We start from the raw sequence: 20,740 nt of genomic DNA on the forward strand, positions 1-20,740 counted from the left end.
TGGAAGGTTTGCGCTAATGCCAATCGTTCCTCTGTACGGTTAGTTAAAGGCTCGTTTTTGAGGTAAAACTGCTTTGAGCCATTCGCCAATAAATGGGTATTGCCGATTTAATTCAATTACCTGAGTTTCCGGATCTGGGTATTTCAGGTAAATCATATTATTGTCCGGATTAACCATTACAGTAAAGAGTTTTTGATTGGGCAGCGGTAATTCATATACACCTTGGTGACTGCCTTGCCGCATCAAAATCGCATTACTGGAAGCAATGACAAACAGTTCGTCTAACGCAGGGGAGTTCGTCCCGGCAGAAACCCGCACGACCAGCTTGAGGTGATGGTTGACCAGTTCTTCCGGAATTGTGGTCGAGGCCCATTCAAATCGGTCACCTTTAACCTCTTCAGAACCTAAATCTTTCCAATCATGGCCGTCTTCATCCAGAACCTGGTAGTCGAGAACTTTGCTGTCCCGATCAAGGTTAGTCTGAATGCTGAATTCGCCGGCTTTAACAACCGTTTTTTTGGCGACTAATGGTTTGAGATTATCAAAGCGGGTTTTAAAGTGTAAGCCGTTGATTGGCTGCAAAACCGTTTCGTCAATGGTTGCAAATTGATAGCCGCCTTGATTAAGGGCCTTGGTTAAAGCAGACAGTGCTTTGATTTCATCGGCATCGTAAGGCAGCGCGTTGCTGTCGCTTGCCGTAATTTGTAACAAGGTTGGCAAATTGACGGCTTTCAGGGTGGCGCTTGGGCTTAGCGGATCAACAATGGTTAGCAGGGGCTGATTGTCTTCTTCAGTTGCCTGAATAAGCGTGATTTCACTGTGGTGGGGATCGCTAGTCGTGTCTTTAAACCACAATGTCTGTAAAAAATTAGTTGGAATGGCAGCAATATTTTGCAACGTTTGATAAAGTTTGTCACGCATCAAGCCCGTGTAACTTGCTAGTAACGCGGTTAACGCATCATCATTTGAACCCCATAAAGGCGAATCGGCTAGTCGGTCAGCTTCGGTTTGATACGCGGTGCTGATTTGTTGACGTAGCTGTGAGACATTTAACGGTTTTGCAATTAGGGCAGCCAAATGTGTGTCATTAAGATTAAGCATGTGTGCGCCCTCCTTCAAGCTTTAATGACTGCATGAAATCATCTTTCAAGTTGGCAAGAACATTTTCAAATTCCGCAACGGAACTGTAGGTGCTCAAGACAGCTTGGTATTCATAACGGGTAATGGCTGCAGAAACTTCCAATTCGCGTTTACGTTTATCGAAGGCGTCATCAGCCGCCAGCTTTTCTTTATCAAAGCGGGCTTTAAGTTGCGAGGCATCGGTTTTGGATGCATGGGCTGCCGGTGCATCGGATTCATCACTTGGATCGATGAAATTTTTCAAAAGTCCGCGGAAGCCACCGTTACCTTGGGCGGATTGATCGCGTTCAGGTGCTGCTTCAGCTTCAAGATTATCAATTTGTGTATGCAGTGAATCAACATCGTGGTAAACTTCCTTGCGCATGGCGTCCAACTGGCGATCCAGATAGTGATCAGGATCATCGGAAAAGGCTTCCAGTTGCGGCAGGATCTTGCGTTGCTCATCGGTTGACTGGGTAATCGCGCGCAAAATGACGTTAATATGACCAAAATCGCGGCGGTGATACCAGTTACCAAAATAAATCGTCCCTTGATCATTGACTTCAAAAAACGGAATATGCTGCCGCAAGAAATCAATAAACCCGATTTGCAAAAAATCATGCAGTTCGGCTTGGGCGCTTTTGTCGTAAGCTAAGATGTAGCCAGGCGCTTCTTCAATATCGAGGCGCAAATTCTCTGCTGTGGCATCGATTCCCTGATAAAGGCGGTAACGTGATTTTTTATGCCAAGCATCGGTAAAATCACTAAAGAATTTCTTTTGGTAAGTAAGACTCGTTTCGATTGACATATAATATCCTCTCACATTCTGTCCAATTATTTTAAGTGTACCGCATAAACGGGCATATAAGGAAGTTTTCTTCTCATTTAGAGCTAAGAAGGTCAAATCAACCGTTTTAAATGGATGCATGCTAAAATGAGCTCGTGTAGGGTGTTCGGGTTTACGAAATGAGGTAAGAAAATGAAAATTGCAGTTTTGGGTGCGACTGGACGTGCCGGAAGTGCCATTGTTGCCGAAGCGAGAAAACGCGGTCATGATGTGTTGGCTGTCGTGCGCGATCCGCAAAAAGCTGCGCGCCGGCTGGGCCAAACCGTTCCGACGCTGGTGAAGGCACCACTAGATTTAAGCGAAGCAGATCTAGATGGCGTTGATGCCGTTGTTGATGCGCTGAGTGTTCCGTGGGGCTCAGGCCGCGGCTATTTACATTTGGATTTTGCCACGCATTTGATTAGTTTGTTGCGTAATGCGGATACGTTAGCCGTTTTTATTCTGGGAAGTGCTAGCTTGGCAATGCCGGGTGCCGATCATCCGATGATTCTTGATTTTCCGGAAAGTGCTGCGAGTCAGCCGTGGTATGACGGTGCGAAGTTTCAGTATGATGAATATCGATTCTTGCAGATGACCGATAACGTTAAATGGATTGGTATATCCGCCAGCGAGGCTTTTCCAAGCGGACCGGCAACGGGTTATATTGCAGGAAAAGATACCTTACTAGTTGGCGAAGATGGTCAGAGTCACATCACAACAGGTAATATGGCCTTGGCAATCTTGGATCAGCTAGAGCAGCCAACCGCTTTGCAAGATCGGATAACCGTTCGCGATGTGGATGAATGAGCGGTAATAGCAACCAAAAAAACACGGTTTACGCAGGGGCAAAGCCTTGTGTGAATCGTGTTTTTTGGTGATTTTTGAGATGAATGAGTTTGGAAAACGATGGGTGGTTAGCCGCGGTATGGTGGGTTGGTAGCGGTGGTTATGCGCTTATCAACTGATAAAAGTTTGGTGATATAGTTTGGGTACTAGACTAATTTTTGTGGTGTTGGAGGTAAGGATTTTTAGTTTAAGCAGTTAAGGGAACTTACATTGCGTTCTATAACGCGCTCACAGTCGCAGCAATCTGCGTGTAAGGACCTCAGACGCAATGGCCAAAGCCCGGCCATCACGTCTGAGGCCGCTTACACTCCGACTTCTAACCGCGCCGGCTCGCGCTCAACAAAAAAACACCGCGTATTGGGGGTACGCGGTGTTCCCGTGTCAGCGCCATTGGGGGTGGAGCTGACTTATTTTTACTTTGGAGGAGTAAAAATGAAAAAAGTTCCTCAATTTTCAAGTCAAGTGCAACGATGATAACGAATTCTTGATAGTGGTCTAGGCTGTTACGCCATGCATCGGTAGTAATCGCATGGGCGAAGATAGTTCAGAATACGTCTGGGACGATGGTTCAGTGCGGATTGGACTGCTTGAATTTCAACCAGGGTAACTGCTCTGAGAGACTTCCCTTTCGGGAAGAATTCCCTAAGCAGTCCATTGGCGTTCTCGTTTGTGCCACGCTCCCAAGGCGAGTACGGATGTGCGAAGTAAATCTGGGTTCCAACAATCTCTGATAACTTGGCAAACTCGGAACCATTGTCAAAAGTGATACTCTCAAATTCCTTGGCCCCGTAGTCGTCGATCGTGTCCTGCAAGGCTTTAAGGCAGGTGCCCGCATGATAGTCAGGAATCTTGACGATGATCTCAGTCCGGCTGTACCGTTCTGTGAGCGTCATTAATGCTGGCTCATCAGCTAAGCGAATACCTTTGACCAAGTCGCCTTCCCAATGTCCCACGCCTGTGCGGTCATTCACGGCCGCAGGACGCAACTCGATTGAGTCGCCGTATATCTTCTTATTCTTGCGCTTGTGGGCGTTCTTATAGCCTTTGATGCGGCGTCGGAGCTTCTTGGGAAGTGTCATGTTGTCTAGCTCAAGCAGCCCGGCGTCGATGTAGCGATACACAGTTGTCGTTGAAGGGCAAGCCTTGCCCTGGTCGCGATAGAAGTGTACGAAGCTATCAACGCTGTGTACGCGCGGCTTACGAGTAAGCTCCCTGGCGAGAGCCTTGAAGAACGCACGGCCGGTCTTAAGAAAGGCGTAGTGACCGGTTCTATCGCGTTTACGGTCGTGCATGGCTTGGGCAGTTTCCGCAAGATAGACTTGATGCGAGTGACGCTTCGAGTCGAGCTGAGTTACAGATCCACGCGTGATTTCTCGTGAGATTGTCGCTTTACTGCGATGAAGCTTCTGTGCAATCACGGTCGCGGTGTCACCAGCAGCCTGAAGGGCCTGAATTGTAGCACGGTCGCTAAAACTGAGTTGTTGGTAATGCTTGTGGGTGTTAGTCTGAGAGTGGGTCATGAAGATTCCTGCTTTCTTGTTTAGCTAGCACTAACAAGAATAGGTCTTCATGGCCTTTATGGTCTAGTCGTCAGGGTGTTGCACTTGAATTGTAAACTGGGGAAATGAAAAAAGTTGGGTTGGGGTAGTAGTAAGAAGGGGGTAAACTTCCTTGCTACAGTTAACAGAATAATCGCTAAATGTGAACTTTTTATGACGTTCTGGCATAAAATTTTAGAACGGACGTTTTTTTCGTCATCAGCGCACTTTTTCGGCCGAATGACTAGTTATTAAAAAGAAGCTGTGAGATGTCAGTTTCTTGCAATAATAATCAATCAAAATGATAAACACTGTCAGATTAAAGGATTAATCATTTCTTTTCTACAAAATTAGAGCCGTTAACAGGAAATCGCCACAAAAAAACGTTATATTAAGGGTGGAAATGGTTCTAATAGAAATTTGAAAATGGGGTAATTTGATGGACAACTCAGCATCAAACATCAATGTTGATCAACTGACCACTGAAGAGAAAATGAAACTGACTTCTGGTAAGGACTTCTGGGCCTCCGAAGCACTTCCTGATCATAAGATTCCGAGTATCCGAATGAGTGATGGACCCCACGGCTTACGTTACCAAGCCGCTGCTGCTGACCATTTAGGGATTAATGACAGTGTCCCAAGCACAAGTTTTCCAACCGCGAGTGCCAGTGCGGCTACTTGGGATCCGGAATTGATTGCCGCAATGGGGGCAGCGATTGGGCTTGAGGCTCAGAGTCTGGGAGTTGATGTCGTGTTGGGCCCTGGGGTAAACATGAAACGCAATCCGTTATGCGGGCGGAACTTCGAATATTTTAGCGAGGATCCATACTTGGCCGGTAAGCTTGGTGCGGCCTGGATTCAAGGCATGCAGAAGCAAGGAATCGCTGCCTGTCTCAAACATTTTGCTGCAAATAATCAGGAAAATGGTCGCTTGTCGTCCGATTCGATGATTGATCCGGTGGCACTTCATGAAATTTATTTGGAGGCTTTCCGCATTGCCGTTACTGAAGGCCATCCAGAATCCGTCATGTGCTCTTATAACAAAGTAAACGGTACTTATACGAGTGACAATCGCTATTTAATGACAAACGTGTTGCGCGATCAATTTGGGTTTGATGGTGCGGTCATCACCGATTGGGGCGCGTTGAACGACAAAGTGGCTGCGCTTAATGCCGGAACGGATTTAGAAATGCCAGGTGATGATCATTTATTTGACGATGAGGCATTGAAGGCGTTGCAGTCCGGTGAATTGCAGTCGGCCAGTTTGGATCGTGCAGCAGCTAATATTATCAAAATGGCGCGTAAACATCGGCCTAGCTTCCATGGTACGCGTGAAGCCTTATTACACCAAAATGCTCAGTTAGCGCAGAAAATTGCGGAAAATGCCATTGTGTTACTAAAAAATGATGACCACATTTTGCCATTGAAGACCAGTGAATCATTAGCGGTTGTTGGTGAGATGGCCAAGGAAACCCGCTTTCAAGGTGCAGGTTCTTCCCATATTCAAGCAGCTGAACAAGTGTCGATTTTGACCGGAATCAAACAGGCCGGGCTCACTTATGATTTCGCAGCCGGGTATCGACTTGATGATGAAGTTGATCAAGAGAAAACTGCCCAAGCGTTGGAATTAGCGCGGACGCACGACAAGGTTATTTTTGTTGCCGGGTTACCCGATAACTATGAATCAGAAGGGTTTGACCGGAAGAACATGGCCCTGCCAAAAGTACAAAACGACTTGCTTCAGGCCATTGCAGCGATTAATCCGCATGTCATTGTTTTATTGGTCGCCGGAGCACCGGTTGAGATGCCATGGTTAGATCAGGTACAGGCGATCTTGAATTTATATTTAGGCGGGGAGCATATTGGAACGGCAACCGCACGGGTACTGACTGGTCAAGTCAACCCCAGTGGCAAGTTAGCCGAAACCTATCCTAAGCGCTATCAAGACGTTGTGTCAGCTGAGATTTATGACAAACACACGCGCGCGGTTCCTTATGTAGAAAGTTCCTATATCGGGTATCGTTACTTCGATAAGGCAAAAGTACCGGTGGCGTTTCCGTTTGGTTTTGGTCTTAGTTACACCACTTTTGCGATCAAGCATGTACGGCTTGTCAATGACGAAGTAACCGATGCACAGCCGGTGACGGTTCAATTAGATGTGACCAATACAGGGGATATGGACGGGGCAGAAGTGATTCAGGCTTACGTCAAAGAACAGCAGCCGCGTCCATTACGGCCGGAAAAAGCGCTAAAGGCATTCAAGAAAGTCTTTATTAAAGCTGGTGAAACAGTCGCAGTTCAGTTGGAATTACCCGCGCAAGCATTTAAAGAATGGCAGGAAAAGACCCAGACCTGGGTGCTTCCTGCCGCTGCCAAGTCGGTAGCAATTGGCACAAGCGCTGCTGATATTGTGGCAACGTTGCCTGTTCACTTAAACGGCACCAACGTCACCAATTTCAAAAATATTCCTGATTGGTATACCACACTATCAGGCAAACCGACTGTCCATGATTTTGAACAGTTAACCGGTCAAAAGGTGCCACCGCATCATGAGTTTGTCCCGGGAGAATTCACGCGACTCAATACACCGCGTGAAATGCAAAAACACTCATGGATTGTCCGTACGGTAACTCGGATCACGGTCCGAATGCGAACAAAAGACTATCTTGACAAAGAAGGCCCGGAAGCTAAGTTTCAGCAAGCAATTGTGCTAGATACACCATTAATTCGACTGGCCCAGCAAGCAAGTGGCATTTTAAAGTTAAGCATGGTTGATCGGTTAGTCGCTGCAGCCAACCATCAATATCTCAAGATGATTTTTGGATAACAAGTGTATTGTAAAATAATTAGAATTTTTCCTTGACGCGGACAAATGCTTTCCAGTATGCTTAATCCCATACAAAACCGAGGGAGTGTTCACCGTGATGAATTATCGGCAAACACAACTGAATAACTTTTTTGGCAGCTTTTTTGGATAGCGGTTTGCACTCGGATGCAAACCGCGCAAGCAACGGTTTGCATCCATGAGGCTGTCACATTGAATGTGCCAACAAAGCCGTGTGGATGAACAATCATCCATGCGGCTTTTCGATACCGAAAACTCGGGCCAGTCGCATGGATAAAATCCAACGGCTGGCCCATTTTTTGTGAGCGTGAGCTGGCGCGGTTAAGGATCGGAGTGTAAGCGGCCTTGGACGTGATGGCCGGGCTTTGGCCATTGCGTCCAAGGTCCTTACACGCAGATCCTTGCGCCAGCGAGCGCGTTATGATCAAGCGTGAACCGGCGCGGTTAGGAGCCGGAGTGTAAGTGGCCTTGGACGTGATGGCCGGGGGCTTTGACCATTGCGTCCAAGGTCCTTACACGCAGATCGCAGATCCTTGCGCCAGCGAGCGCGTTATGATCAAGCGTGCGGAGGGGCTAACCCGTCTGATAATACCGGTTAATCAGACGCGTTCACCTAAAAAGCAACCAAAAAAGGTACTCGGTTTTGGCTTTTGTTAATTAAAAAATAACTTGGACGAATATGTGATCTAATTGTCTAACGGCGCTGGATCGCGCAAATTGGGAGGAATTTTAATGAAAAAGCATCTCGTACTCACGTTGGCAGCAACTGTCTTGATTGGATTAACCTTAATTGGCTGCGGCAAGAAATCAAGTGCCGCCAGCAGTCGAACGGTTAAAGTCGGTATTTTACAGTTAATGGACCAAACTGCTTTGACCGAAGCGCGTAAAGGGTTTGAATCAGAACTTGCCAAGGCTGGCTACAGTGGCAAGCGGATCAAACTTGATTATGTGAACGCACAAGGCGATCAAGCTAATCTCAAAACCATGAGTGACCGGCTGGCGCGCGATAAGAATGATGTTAATTTGGCCATTGCCACACCAGCTGCTCAAGCCTTGCAAAAAGCCGATAAGAAGACACCGTTGCTTTTCACGGCGATTACTGATCCTAAATCTGCAGGACTGGTGACGAATTTAGAAAAGCCTGACAAGAATGCGACCGGGGTTACAGATTTAGTCGCGGTGGCAGATCAGATTAATTTGCTGCATCAGACTTTCCCGCAAGCTAAAACGATTGGGTTAATGTACAACGCCAGCGAACCCAATTCGGTTTATCAAATCAAACATGCTAAGGCACGGCTCAAACAGTTGGGGTTGCGCTATCAGATTCGAACCGCAGCAACCACCAATGATGTGCAGCAGGCAGCCGAAAGTTTAGCCAAGGATGTCGACGCCTTGTATCTACCGGCCGATAACGTGATGGCTGCTGCAATGCCGACGATCGGTAAAGTTGCCAAAGCTCACCAGATTCCGGTCGTCCCAGCCGCATCAACCATGGTTAAAGATGGAGGCACCATCACCAAGGGCATCGATTACCGTGATCTTGGCAAACAAACTGCGAAGATGGCGATCAAACTGCTTAAGGGAACAGCAGTCAAAAAACTAAGCGTTGAAAAACCGGCCAAAGTTGAAACCGTAAAAAATGAAACAATGCTGAAAAATATTAAGCAAACGGTGCACCTGCCAAAATAGCCATGATATCAACATTCTTTGACATTTTTCGATATTCTGAAATCCGATTAGCCAACCTACCGGCGAAAACTTGTGTTGACAAACTGAGATTATGAGTATACGCTTTGAAACAAGCCAGAAGGGTTAACTTCTGAGCAAAGGAGTGTTGATCATGAGACAAAGAAAAACAACACAACTTATTCACGCGTACTATTACGGCTATTTCGGATAATGGTTTGTATCTCATGGATACAAGCCAATCAGGTTTGTATCCATGATGGCCGTGAGTATTTCACTTGCAATTAACCGCCACATGGACGAATTCATCCATGTGGCTTTTTCTTTCCCGGGAAAAAAGTAAAAGGCCAGTCACATGGATGAGAAAATCCAGTGGCTGGCCTTTTTTGGCGAGTGAGTTCTGTAGTGCGAGTGCCAGTGTGAGTAGAAGGTGACTCGCGCTCACCATAACGCGTTCACAGGGCCAGAAACCTGCGTGTAAGCACCTTGGTCGCAATGGCCAAGAGCGGGCCATCACGATTAAGGCCGCTTACACTCCGACTTCTAACCGCGCTGGTTCACGCTCACTTTATTTTAGGAGGAAGAAAATGATGATTAAAAAAATGGCTGCCGTTGTAGCAGCGGCGTTGACGGTTGTGGCTTTGGCTGGTTGTGGTAAATCCACGAGTGCTGCGGCTGATAAGAGTCAGGTGAAGGTTGGGGTTTTGCAATTGATTGATCAGCAAGCCTTAACCGCAGCACGAAAAGGTTTTACCGAAGAGCTTGCTAAAGCCGGTTACAAGGGTAAGAAGATCAAACTTGATTATGTGAATGCCCAAGGCGATCAGTCGAATCTGCAGACGATGAGTCAACGCCTGAAGCGGGATAAGAACGATGTTAACCTAGCGATTGCCACTCCGGCAGCTCAGGCTTTGCATAAGGAAGATGCTACAACGCCAATGCTGTTTACAGCGGTGACGGATCCTAAGGCGGCCGGGCTGGTAAGTAACCCTTCTAAGCCAGACAAAAATGCAACGGGGGTAACGGATAAAGTCGATGTTGCAGGGCAAATCAGCTTTATTCACAAAGTTTTCCCTAAAGCCAAGAAAATAGGGTTGCTCTTCAATGCCGCTGAAGAAAATTCCCAGGTTCAAGTTAAGCTTGCCAAGGCAGCAATTAAGAAGTTAGGGTTGACGTCAGTTGAGAAGACCGCGGCAACGACCAATGATGTTGAACAAAGTGCCACGGCCTTGATGAAGCAAAGTGATGTCATCTACATTCCAACCGACAACACGATGGCCGCATCTATGGCCACCATTGGTAAGGTCAGCACCAAGGAAAAAGTTCCGGTTGTGCCAGCCGATGCCACGATGGTTAAGTTAGCCGGAGTTGCAACGGTCGGCATCAATTACGAGGACCTCGGCAAACAAACCGGTAAGTTGGCAGTTAAGCTTTTGAAGGGTAAACAGGTCAAAGATTTGGCAGTTGAAACACCTGCCAAAACCCGGTTAGTCACCAATCCCAAACGGATGCAGCAATTTGGGCTGACTGAAGCGATGTTGAAACAAGCAGAATAAGCGAGCATTTTTAAAAAGGGGTTTCGTTATGGATATTGTGACATCAAGTATTGCCCAAGGATTATTGTGGTCGGTCATGGCCATTGGCGTGTATCTGACATTTCGTATTTTAGACATTGCCGATATGACGGCAGAAGGTAGCTTTCCACTAGGCGCGGCAATAACTGCTCAGGCAATTGTATCAGGAGTTGGCCCGATTGCAGCAACGTTGCTGGGTTTTGCCGGCGGGGCTGCTGCAGGTGCGGTGTCGGGTTTTCTGACGACCAAATTGCACATTCCGGATCTGCTCACTGGTATTTTGACCATGACCGGTTTATATTCCGTCAATCTTTTCATCATGGGAAAAGCCAATGTCAGCTTGATTGGCGCGGTCAAGACTGTGTTCAATTTGACAGATAGCGGGGATGCGACAACGACTGGCATCATCGTGGGCGCTATTGTGGTGGCAATTGTCATCGGAGCTCTGGTTTTCTTCTTCCATACCGAAATGGGATTGGCTGCAGCCGCAGTTGGTAACAATCAGAATATGGCGGCTGCTAACGGGATTAATAATGATGCGATGAAGATCATTATTTACATGTTGAGCAATGGTTTGATTGCATTGTCTGGCAGTCTCATGGCACAGACTAATGGCTATGCAGATCTGTCCATGGGTATTGGCACAATTGTAATTGCCTTGGCCGCTATCATCATTTCCGAAATCCTGGTGCGCGGGGTGCCGTTGTGGGCGCGTTTGCTAATGATCATTGTGGGTGCCGTGATTTACCGGCTCATTATTGCGGTGGTCTTGGATATGGGCGTGGATCCGAACTACTTGCGCTTCTTCTACGCACTCATGTTGACAATTTTCTTATCACTGCCGTTGTTGAAAAAGAAACTCTTCCAAGTAAAAGTACGACACAGCAATCGGCAACAGGTCAAGTCTGACCAACGCATGGTTGCCAAAACATCGGATCATATGACGATTGCACCGGCAGAGCAACAAAAGGAGGTTCATTAACATGGCAGTTCTGGACGTACGCGGGTTGCACCAATATTTTGAGCAAGGTACCGTCAATGAGAATCACGCGTTAAAAGGAATTGATTTGAGCCTGGAACGTGGTGAATTTGTCGCTATTATTGGTGGTAATGGTGCAGGTAAATCAACCTTGTTAAACAGCATCGCCGGAACATTGCCGGTTAATCAAGGCCAAATCCTGATCAATGGCAAAGATGTCACTTACCAAAATGTTGCGAAACGGGCCAAGCTCATTGCGCGGGTTTTCCAAGACCCGCGTTCTGGCACTGCCTCTTTATTGACGATTGAACAAAACCTTGCCTTAGCAGAAAAGCGTGGCGAATGGCGTAACTTCTGGGCAGGCGGCGTCAAGCGTCGTGATCGGCAGCATTTTCAGGAGAAACTGGCGACATTGGGTTTAGGACTAGAGAAACGTCTTGGCGCAGAAATGGGCTTGCTTTCAGGAGGCCAACGCCAGGCAGTGACTTTGTTAATGGCAACCTTGAAGAAGCCGGCGTTGTTGCTGCTGGATGAACATACGGCGGCGCTTGATCCTCAAACGAGTGCGACTGTTATGGCCTTGACAGATCAAATGGTGCGCGCTCAACAGATTACCACTTTGATGATTACGCACAACATGGCAAGCGCGTTGAAATACGGTGACCGCTTAATCATGTTGGATCACGGGGAGATCGCTGTTGATGTACGCGGCGAGGAAAAGCGACATTTGACAGTTGAAGATTTGTTAACACTGTTTAAAGAACGCAGCGGGCAGGAATTTGCCGATGATGCGGTCTTGCTGAGCTAGTTTTGAAAACTTAAATAACCGGCATGCGATCATGATTAAATGAGCGCATGCCGGTTATCTTTTTGCCTATAAAATCGATTTACTTGCAATCTAGCTGATTTTCACAACCGTCCGCAGTGCGTGATGGGTAAAGTGTTTGTTCAAAACGTGCGGCAAGTCAGAGAGATTGACCGTTTGATAAGGCACTGGGGCTAGCTTGGCTAACGCGGTCCAAGCAGCTTGACGTAAGGCTGTTGGCGCACTCACAGAATCAATCCCGATCAAGCTGATGTTGCGCAAAATGAACGGAAATACCGTGAGCGGTAGGGAAGCGCCTGCAGCATTGCCACATAGCGCAACCGCTCCACCGTAACGCATACTCGGTAACAGGCTGGTGGTGAAACTACCACCAAGCGGATCGATGGCAAAGTCAAATTGTTGACGTGCCAATGCCTTGCCTTTTGGTAACTCGTCAAGGGCTAGTGTGGCGGTTGCTCCGAGCGCGCGAACCTGTTGTTGCTGATCAGGCGTGCGGACAAGGGCCACGCGGTTTGAAAAGCCGGCATTTGCCAATAATCGCAAGGCAATACTGCCAACCCCGCCAGTTGCACCACCAACCAAAATCAACGGCTGTCGTTCAGGTGTCATTCCGGCATGCATCAACGCTGTGACACACAACGCTGCCGTCAAACCGGCTGTTCCAAACGCCATCGCAGTTTCCAGTGTGAGATTTTTAGGTAATGGTAGCGCCCATTGTGCCGGAACGCGGGCATATTCAGCGTAACCGCCACCTTGACTGACGCCTAAGCCATGACCGGTCACAATAATTTGATCGCCTTTTTTAAACTGCGCGTCGTGACTAGCGACAACGGTTCCACTTAAGTCGATGCCTAGGATCTGCGGAAATTGCCGCACAACTTGGTTTTGTGGTTGATAGGCCAATGCATCTTTGTAATTAACGTCTGAATAAGCAACCTTGATCAAAAGTTCGCCGGCAGGTAAGTCATCTGTCGTCATAGTTTGTAAGGTAGCTTGTTGGCCGTCGTGGAGCAATGCCTGAAACGGTTGCACTTTATGACCTCCTAGTGAGCATGAGCAGGTGAACGCGTTATAGCGCAATTCGACTCCTAATCTGACAAACGGGGCACGCACCATAGCTTGCTCAAATATTAACTAAAGCATAGCAGATTCATCAATAAATACAAAACAACCGTTATTCCGCATCGCCAATCAATTCCGATGGTTGCCATGCGGCTAATTCATTGCGATGCTGGCGGCGTTTGTAACCTTCCACAACCAGCATCGGCAACCAGATGACCGCCAAAACAATGAGCCATTGTCCGAGATTTAACGGTGCCAGCCGAAAGACCTGTTGAAGCGGGGCCACAGTGGCTAACAACAAGATCAAGGTAATGGTACCAAGTAAGCTGCCGGTTAATATCGGATTGACCGTGAAGGCAGCGCGATTAAGTCGTCCACGGGTTTTGATCGGGAAAATATCCAACATTGAGCCAATCGCCAGCGTCAAAAAGAGCATGGTCATGCCGACAATTGGTTGATTGGCGCTCAAGCCAAAGCGACCGAGTGCGTAAACGCCGAGGATTAGGCCAACGTAAGTCGTTGTCCGCACCGCTACTCTTTTTCCAAGTCCACTGGTAAAAATGCTGGCTTTTTTAGGAATCGGTTTAAGCCGCATGATGCCAGGTTCGGCTAGTTCACGGCTCAAGAAGAAGCCGGGAATACCGTCAGCGAGCACGTTGACGATTAATAGCTGTTCCGGCGTCATAATTGCCCCCCAGCCGATCAGAACCGCGATCAGCATGGTGAAAATCTGCGCGAAATTGACGGAAATCAGAAATTCAACGGCCTTGAGGATATTTTGATAAACAGTTCGTCCTTGTGCCACCGCATCGATAATTGTCGCAAAGTTGTCATCGGTGAGCACCATATCGGCGGCGTTTTTGGCCACGTCCGTTCCGGTGATGCCCATTGCAATGCCAACATCGGCGGCTTTTAGCGCGGGGGCATCGTTTACGCCATCGCCGGTCATGGCCACAACGGCTTGTTGCTGCTGCCATGCTTTGACGATTCTGATTTTATCGGTCGGAGTGGTTCGGGCGAAAACGCGAATTTGCTGAATATCAGCGGCCAATGCTTCATCACTCATTTGACTCAGATCGTGCCCGGTGATGGCGCGTTGACCGTGGTCGAGGATGCCGATGTCTTTTGCGATGGCAGTGGCAGTGTCAAGATGGTCGCCGGTGATCATCACGGTAATAATGCCTGCATCTTTTGCGGCTTGAATCGCAGCCGGTACTTCTGGACGCGGTGGATCAATTAAGCCAATCAGTCCTAAAGGTTGCACGGCGGTTAATTGGGTCTCCCAGTTGGCACCGGGGTCGTTTTCGAATTGCTGGTAACCTGCTGCCAAGACTCGCAATGCCTGCGCAGTCATCTGATCATGAATCGCTGTAGCTTCCTCGTGCCAATGATCATTGGAAAAGGCAATCCGATCAGCAGCGCCCTTGATGATAGCCAGAAAATGGCCATCGGGAGTTTTGTGCAAGGTCGCCATGGTCTTTTTATCGGATGAAAATGGTGACTCGGCAATTCGTGGATAGCAGGTTTCAAGATCATCCCGGTTTAAGTCGTAGTGGGCCAGCAGCCGAACAATTGCCAGCTCGGTGGCATCACCGATATCCGGTTCGCCTTGTTTGGTGAGCCGGGCGTTGGTTGCCAGTCCCAGATAAGTCAAAAATTGCTGCTGATTCGTTGATAAGGGTTGATCGGTAACTTTTTGGAGTGTTTCACCAAACGGCCAAAAATGGGTCACGGTCATTTGGTTTTGCGTCAATGTGCCGGTTTTGTCGGAAGCTATAACGTTGATGTTCCCGATGGTTTCAACCGCGGTCACTTGTCGAATAATGGCGTGGCGTTTGGCCATTTTCTGGACGCCGTGCGCCAAGCTGAGCGTGACGATGACCGGCAATGTTTCCGGAACCGCCGCAATGGCAAGACTCACACCGAGCATGAGACTTTCGGTTAAGGTTTCTTGGTGGTAAAGCATGGACAACAACATCGTCAGCGCACCGCCTAAGATGGCCACTAACGATAGACGTTTGCCCAGTGCGTTTAGGCGTTTGGCTAATGGTGTCGCTTGTTTTTGCGTTTGATTCAATAATGATGCAATTTTTCCCAACTCGGTCTTCATACCTGTGGCGGTGACAATAGCGCTGGCTTTTCCACTGGTAATTGCCGTACCGGAAAAAAGGCGATTGACGGCATCACCAAGATCATCCGGCACTTCAGTCAGTGGCGCGGCAGATTTGGCAACGGCGGAACTTTCTCCTGTCAAAACTGCTTCATCGGTTTCGAGATCCTGACTGTGAATTAGTCGCGCATCTGCCGCTACTGCATCACCTGCTTTGAGGAGCATCAAATCACCGCGGACTAAATCTGCTGCGGCAATGGTTTGGGTCTTACCTTCACGAACAACGGTGACTGTTTGAACCGTCATGGCTTTTAAAGCTGCCAATGCTTTTTCGGCACTGTGTTCTTGGTATAAGGCAATGGCGACGTTAAGGATCACAATGCTGCCGATTACAATTGTTTTGGTCCAGTCACTGTCAGTCGTCAGGGCTAGATAAGCAGATAGGGCAACGGCAAATAGTAAAATTAACGAGGTAATGTCGCTAAGGTGGTGCCCGATTTGCCGCCATAAACTGGGCTTTTTGGCAGCAGTCAGTTGGTTGGGGCCATCTTCTTGGCGGCGTTTGGCAGCTGCGTTTGTTGTTAAACCGGTTGTGAGGTCGGTGTCAAAATCAGCGGCCAAATCGCTCGGCGTCAAAAGCGTCAGGTCTTTGGTCGTTGGTGTTGGCATATGCTCAATCCTTTCTGGGGTCGAGTTGTCTTTGTACTTACTTTTAATAACCGTAACATAATGATGCGGTGGCTGTAAAATCTTGTGCTGAAGTGCGTAGTTGTTCGACCTCACCATAACGCGTTTTCCGGCGCAGAAATCTGCGTGTAAGGACCCTTGGCGCAATGGTCAAAGTGCGATTATCACGTTTAAAGAGTGGTTGATTTTAAGAAGGTAGACGGGAGGGCGGAAAAGCTTTCTATTCTAGGCATTTAGGGGAATAACATTGCGTTCTATAACGCGCTCACAGTCGCAGCAATCTGCGTATAAGGACCTCTAGCCTAAATGGCAAAGACCGGCCATTTAGGCTAGAGGCCACTTATACTCCGATTGCTAGGCGCTCCTGTTCGCGCTCACAAAAAATGGACTGCTTTGTGTTATTAGCAGTCCATTTTGGTACAGATATCAAATCTTAGTTACCGTTAATTTTGCAAGGCGTGGTAGCGGTAATTTTGTTGTTGGGTCGTTTGCGTTTTAAAGCCATAAGTGTCAGCCACAATGTAAAGCGGTCGGTGTCGGCTTTGGGCAAACATTCGGCCGATGTAGTTGCCAAGTAGACCGATGCTGAAGGTGATGCCGGCACCAACAAGTAACGTTGTCGCGATCACCCAAGTTAATAAGCTGAGATGACCTAAAAAGAAACTGATGCCGACAATAGCCACGGCCAGTAGTAGAAAGAAGCCGCTAAGCCAGTTGGCAATTGTTAAAGGAACGGTGGAGAAGCTGGTAATGCCGTTCATGGCAAGGTGTAGCATTTTCTTTAATGGATAATGGGTTTCTCCGGCGGTTCGTTTTTGCCGATCATATTCTACGGCAATTTGCCTATACCCAACCCAGGCCACCATGCCGCGCACGTACGGATCATGTTCATTCATTTGTTTCAAAACGTTCACGACGCTGCGATCCATTAAGCGAAAATCACCTGTATCGACGGGGATGTCAACACTTGTGAGCGCCTTTAGCACGCGATAAAAAGTTTCGGCAGTTACCTTCTTGAACCAAGTCTCGCCGCTGCGTTTGCGTCGTTTGCCATAGACAACATCATAGCCTTCTTGCCAGCGGGCGATCATGGCTGGGATGACGCTTGGCGGATCTTGTAAATCAGCGTCCATGACGACAACGGCATCACCGCTTGCGTAACGAATGCCCGCGGTAATGGCAAGTTGGTGCCCAAAGTTGCGCGAGAAGTCTACGAGGCGAATGGTTGGGTTTTTAGCCATCGCGGCTTTAATCTGGGTGGCACTGTCATCGGTTGAGCCATCATTGACGAAGATAAGTTCATACCGTTCTGGTCGCGCCCGGACATAATTGGCAAGTTCGGTTAACGTTTCGCCAATGCCTGCGCTTTCGTTGTAAACGGGTAAGACAACGGAAATGAAGGGATTTGTTTTTTGTCGCATCACGCTTGCTCCTTTCTGAATTAATGAAAATTACTTCACCATGCTGGCATCAAGTTCATACAGCGTGCCGCTGCCCATGCCGCCCATTGCCATACGACCACCATGATTATTTTGGGCGTTGGTGGTTGTCTTGCTGCCGTATTTGCTTGCGGCCACTTTTTTGCCGACTTTTTCGACCCACGCTTCAATCTTTGAATTGCCGGCGCGACCCGATGACAGGTAATATTTCATGTCGCCACTTTTGACCAGTGCTTTGAATTGCTTCAAAGTAATTGCCGGGTCAGTGCCGTTAAATCCACCGATTGCCATAACCGCTTTACCGGATTTGATAATATACGGGGCAGCAGTGCTAGCGTTACTGGTAGCAAAAAGGTATTTGGCATTGCCTTGATGAGCTTCAACGTACTTCAATAAACCGCTATTGACACTGCCACTACCGATACCACCGCTATTACCGCCTGACGTTAGCAAAGTAGGGCCAGCGGTTGGAATGCCCGATGACGAGCCGGCAAGTGTCGGTGTCAACGACCAGAAACCCGGTGCGGCTAAGATAGCGGCAATCGCCACGCCCAGCGCCGATTTCCGCCAGGTTTTGGTTCGGGCGATGAAGAGCAGTGCCAAACCGATTACACCGGCAATGACCACAAGAATCGGTTGCCACTGATAGTAAAGACTGACATACCAAGTCTGAAGTGCAGTCGTTGCGGCAAGTGCAAGCGGGAGCAGCCAACTCTGCCAGTGCTTGAAGCTTAATTTGAACTGGTTAAACATGGTGACTGTGCCGATACCGAATAATGCCGCGAGTGGTGGCGCAAGCATAATCGTGTAATAAGGATGGAAAAAGCTGGCGATTGAAAAGAAGCCGGCGACTGGCACAAGCCAACCAAGCCAGAAAAGCAAGTGATTTTGCTGACTTGTGGTTTGGTACCATTTGCGCTTTCGATCAAGATAATAAGCAAAGGCACTGATAAAGCCAATGATAGCCATCGGTGCAAGCCAGCTTATTTGTGGACCAAGATCAGATTGCAGCAGGCGCAGTGGCCCGGCATTCCCAATTGAAAAGGCACCACCGCCGCGACCGCCAGCTGCACCACCACCAGTACCACGGCCGCCTTTAAAGTTGCCCTCTGCAAAGTTTGCAGGTGCGTTGTTTGTAGATGTGCCGGATTTGGTTTTCACAGTAGGTTGTTTGCCGTTGGTTCCAGCTGGCGGCGTGCCGCCCTGACCTTGACCATTACCTGGGCGACCACCACCATTTCCGCCAGGTGGCGTACCGGTTGTGCCCTTTGTGCCGGTTGGTGGATTTCCTTTAGTGCCAGTCGGTGCCGTGCCGGTTTTGCTATTATTGCCTTTGGTCGCCCCAGATGTCGGGTTCATTTCACCAGTCGCTTTGGTCTTGCTGTTGCCCATACCGGGGAAGGCCGCACCGGTACCGGTTGTTTGGCCCAATAATCGTTCAGTACCGTTATAGCCAAAAGCCAGCTCCATTTCTGAATTCGTTTGGGAACTGCCGACATAGGGCCGCTGGCTGGCGGCGGTTGAGTCCACCTGTAGTGGCCAGGCAAGTGTCATGACAGCCATCGCAGCTAATGCAATCCCCAGTGTAGCCAATCGGCGCCATAACTGCTGCTTTGATGCAAGCCAGAAAAAGAGTAATAAGGCTGGCAAAATCATGAACGCTTGGAGCATTTTAATGTTGAACGAGACCCCGATCAAAGCAAAACTCATGACAACCAGCCAGGGCTTACGGTTGGTGATTGCTTTCATCAGGCACCAGCTGGCGAGCAGCAGAAAGAACTGTAGTGTGGCGTCCATGTTATTTGTTCGGGAATCCGCGACAACGATGGGCGTTAAGGTGAGTGCCAATGCAGCTAAGCGGGCGGCCCAAACATTAAAGCGGGGTTTGATCATGTTATAGATTAGCGCCACGCTGCCGATGCCAAACAAAATTGAGGGTAAAACAACTGACCAGCCGTGAACGCCGAAAATTTTGGCGGAAATGGCCATGAACCAAAGCGCTACCGGTGGTTTGTCAACGGTGATAAAGCCAGCGGGATCAAATGCGCCGTACCAGAAATTGTGCCAACTTTGGATCATACTGGTGATAGCAGCCGTGTAATAATCATTAGCGTTTCCTGCTTCCCAGATATTCCAGCTGTAAAGAAACGCAGCCAGAACGAGAATGCCAATGAGCCACCAATCAAGGGTCCACTGTTTAATTTTTTTCATGTGCCGTAACTCCCTTTTCTCGAAATACCCAGAACTTACTTAAAAGGAAGTTCGTTGGGACGGTAATCATAAGTGCAAACATCGGTGCTAATGGTTTTGGTAAATTCAATGCATCATTCCAGAAGCTTGTGAGTATCAGGCTCATGATAAAGGTGAGACCATACGAAAAATAGTATCGTGGTGCCACACTTTTAAGGTCGCGGTGATCTTTAACCTTAAAGACCCAGGTATCATTGAGGAAAAGTCCTAAAACTGACGTTAATCCATAGCCGACACCCATCGCAGCGGTTGGATTGATCAATTGGTATAATGTCAGGTAAAGCAAGTATGTCAAAATAGTATTGATACCACCGACTAAACCGAAGCCAATGAATTGTTTCAGCTTTTGGCGCATCGAATCGCTCCCTTCTTGATGAATGGGATTAGTATGCGAGATGCAGCATAAATTAACCTTAAAGCCAGCAATTTTTTTCTTAAGCTGAGTTTATGATTTTCATGTTAAGCTGACGCTGTAATTGATAAGACTGAAACATTGGCTTTGGTGGGGATGGTGGTTGGTGGTTAGGCCCCTAACCGCGCCGGCTCACGCTCACCATAACGCGTTCGCAGTCGCAGCAATCTGCGTGTAAGGACCTTGGTCGCAATGGCCAAAGCCCGGCCATTACGCCCAAGGCCACTTACACTCCGATTGCTAAACGCTCCTGCTCACGCTCAGCTCACCATAACGCGCTCCCCGGCGCAGAAACCTGCGTGTAAGGACCTCAGTCGCAATGGCCAAGAGCGGGCCATCACGCCTGAGGCCGCTTACACTCCGGCTTCTAACCGCGCCGGCTCACGCTCACCATAACGCGTTCGCAGTCGCAGGGGCCTACGTGTAAGGACCTTGATCGCAATGGTCAAAGCCCGGCCATTACGCCCAAGGCCACTTACACTCCGATTGCTAAACGTTCCTGCTCACGCTCAGCTCACCATAACGCGTTCGCCGGCGCAGA

Annotated in this window: 14 protein-coding genes; 6 read left to right on the top strand and 8 right to left on the bottom strand. The window is 48.4% G+C overall.

Annotated features, from left to right (window positions below):
* Positions 1-39: 39 nt before the first annotated feature.
* On the bottom strand, positions 40-1,101 hold the full coding sequence (locus tag EL173_RS03370) for a hypothetical protein (RefSeq protein WP_005684104.1): 1,062 nt from the start codon (positions 1,099-1,101) through the stop codon (positions 40-42).
* Positions 1,094-1,927, bottom strand: coding sequence for a hypothetical protein (locus EL173_RS03375; protein WP_014571171.1), 834 nt, complete (start codon positions 1,925-1,927; stop codon positions 1,094-1,096). Before EL173_RS03375 ends, EL173_RS03370 begins: the two co-directional genes overlap by 8 nt.
* Before the next feature lie 171 nt (positions 1,928-2,098).
* On the opposite strand from EL173_RS03375, the gene EL173_RS03380 reads away from it, so the two are divergent.
* Positions 2,099-2,752 (top strand): NAD(P)H-binding protein, encoded by a 654-nt coding sequence (locus tag EL173_RS03380; RefSeq protein ID WP_005691864.1) that lies wholly within the window; start codon positions 2,099-2,101, stop codon positions 2,750-2,752.
* A 542-nt stretch (positions 2,753-3,294) separates the two neighbouring features.
* Here EL173_RS03380 and EL173_RS03390 read toward each other — a convergent pair.
* Positions 3,295-4,311, bottom strand: a complete 1,017-nt coding sequence (locus tag EL173_RS03390) for an IS30 family transposase (RefSeq protein WP_019728331.1) — start codon at positions 4,309-4,311, stop codon at positions 3,295-3,297.
* A gap of 457 nt (positions 4,312-4,768) precedes the next feature.
* Between EL173_RS03390 and EL173_RS03395 the strand changes: the two genes are divergently transcribed.
* The 5 genes from EL173_RS03395 to EL173_RS03425 all read left to right on the top strand — a co-directional run bounded on the left by EL173_RS03395 (position 4,769) and on the right by EL173_RS03425 (position 12,221).
* A complete protein-coding gene (locus tag EL173_RS03395; RefSeq protein ID WP_005691868.1) occupies positions 4,769-7,156 on the top strand; it encodes a beta-glucosidase in 2,388 nt (795 codons plus the stop codon).
* 750 nt (positions 7,157-7,906) lie between these two features.
* Positions 7,907-8,863 (top strand): ABC transporter substrate-binding protein, encoded by a 957-nt coding sequence (locus EL173_RS03405; protein WP_005691876.1) that lies wholly within the window; start codon positions 7,907-7,909, stop codon positions 8,861-8,863.
* A 584-nt stretch (positions 8,864-9,447) separates the two neighbouring features.
* Positions 9,448-10,416 carry an ABC transporter substrate-binding protein gene (locus tag EL173_RS03415; RefSeq protein WP_005715153.1) on the top strand — a complete coding sequence of 323 codons (969 nt, stop codon included), beginning with the start codon at positions 9,448-9,450 and terminating at the stop codon, positions 10,414-10,416.
* Between the two features lie 28 nt (positions 10,417-10,444).
* Positions 10,445-11,416, top strand: coding sequence for an ABC transporter permease (locus tag EL173_RS03420; RefSeq protein ID WP_005691881.1), 972 nt, complete (start codon positions 10,445-10,447; stop codon positions 11,414-11,416).
* Between the two features lies 1 nt (position 11,417).
* Positions 11,418-12,221 (top strand): ABC transporter ATP-binding protein, encoded by an 804-nt coding sequence (locus EL173_RS03425; protein ID WP_005684094.1) that lies wholly within the window; start codon positions 11,418-11,420, stop codon positions 12,219-12,221.
* Positions 12,222-12,311: 90 nt separating this feature from the next.
* Here the strand turns inward: EL173_RS03425 and EL173_RS03430 are convergent, their stop codons facing one another.
* The 5 genes from EL173_RS03430 to EL173_RS03450 form a co-directional block, all read right to left on the bottom strand.
* A complete protein-coding gene (locus EL173_RS03430) occupies positions 12,312-13,271 on the bottom strand; it encodes an acrylyl-CoA reductase family protein (protein WP_005691882.1) in 960 nt (319 codons plus the stop codon).
* A 142-nt stretch (positions 13,272-13,413) separates the two neighbouring features.
* Positions 13,414-16,080, bottom strand: a complete 2,667-nt coding sequence (locus EL173_RS03435) for a cation-translocating P-type ATPase (RefSeq protein ID WP_014571172.1) — start codon at positions 16,078-16,080, stop codon at positions 13,414-13,416.
* Between the two features lie 461 nt (positions 16,081-16,541).
* On the bottom strand, positions 16,542-17,519 hold the full coding sequence (locus EL173_RS03440; RefSeq protein ID WP_005691887.1) for a glycosyltransferase family 2 protein: 978 nt from the start codon (positions 17,517-17,519) through the stop codon (positions 16,542-16,544).
* Positions 17,520-17,549: 30 nt separating this feature from the next.
* Positions 17,550-19,748: an ArnT family glycosyltransferase gene (locus EL173_RS03445; protein WP_005691889.1), complete on the bottom strand. Its 2,199-nt coding sequence runs from the start codon at positions 19,746-19,748 to the stop codon at positions 17,550-17,552.
* Positions 19,735-20,142 (bottom strand): GtrA family protein, encoded by a 408-nt coding sequence (locus tag EL173_RS03450; RefSeq protein ID WP_005691892.1) that lies wholly within the window; start codon positions 20,140-20,142, stop codon positions 19,735-19,737. The genes EL173_RS03445 and EL173_RS03450 overlap by 14 nt, the downstream gene beginning before the upstream one ends.
* Positions 20,143-20,740: the final 598 nt, after the last annotated feature.

The sequence above is a fragment of the Lacticaseibacillus rhamnosus genome (genome assembly GCF_900636965.1).
Taxonomy (GTDB): domain Bacteria; phylum Bacillota; class Bacilli; order Lactobacillales; family Lactobacillaceae; genus Lacticaseibacillus; species Lacticaseibacillus rhamnosus.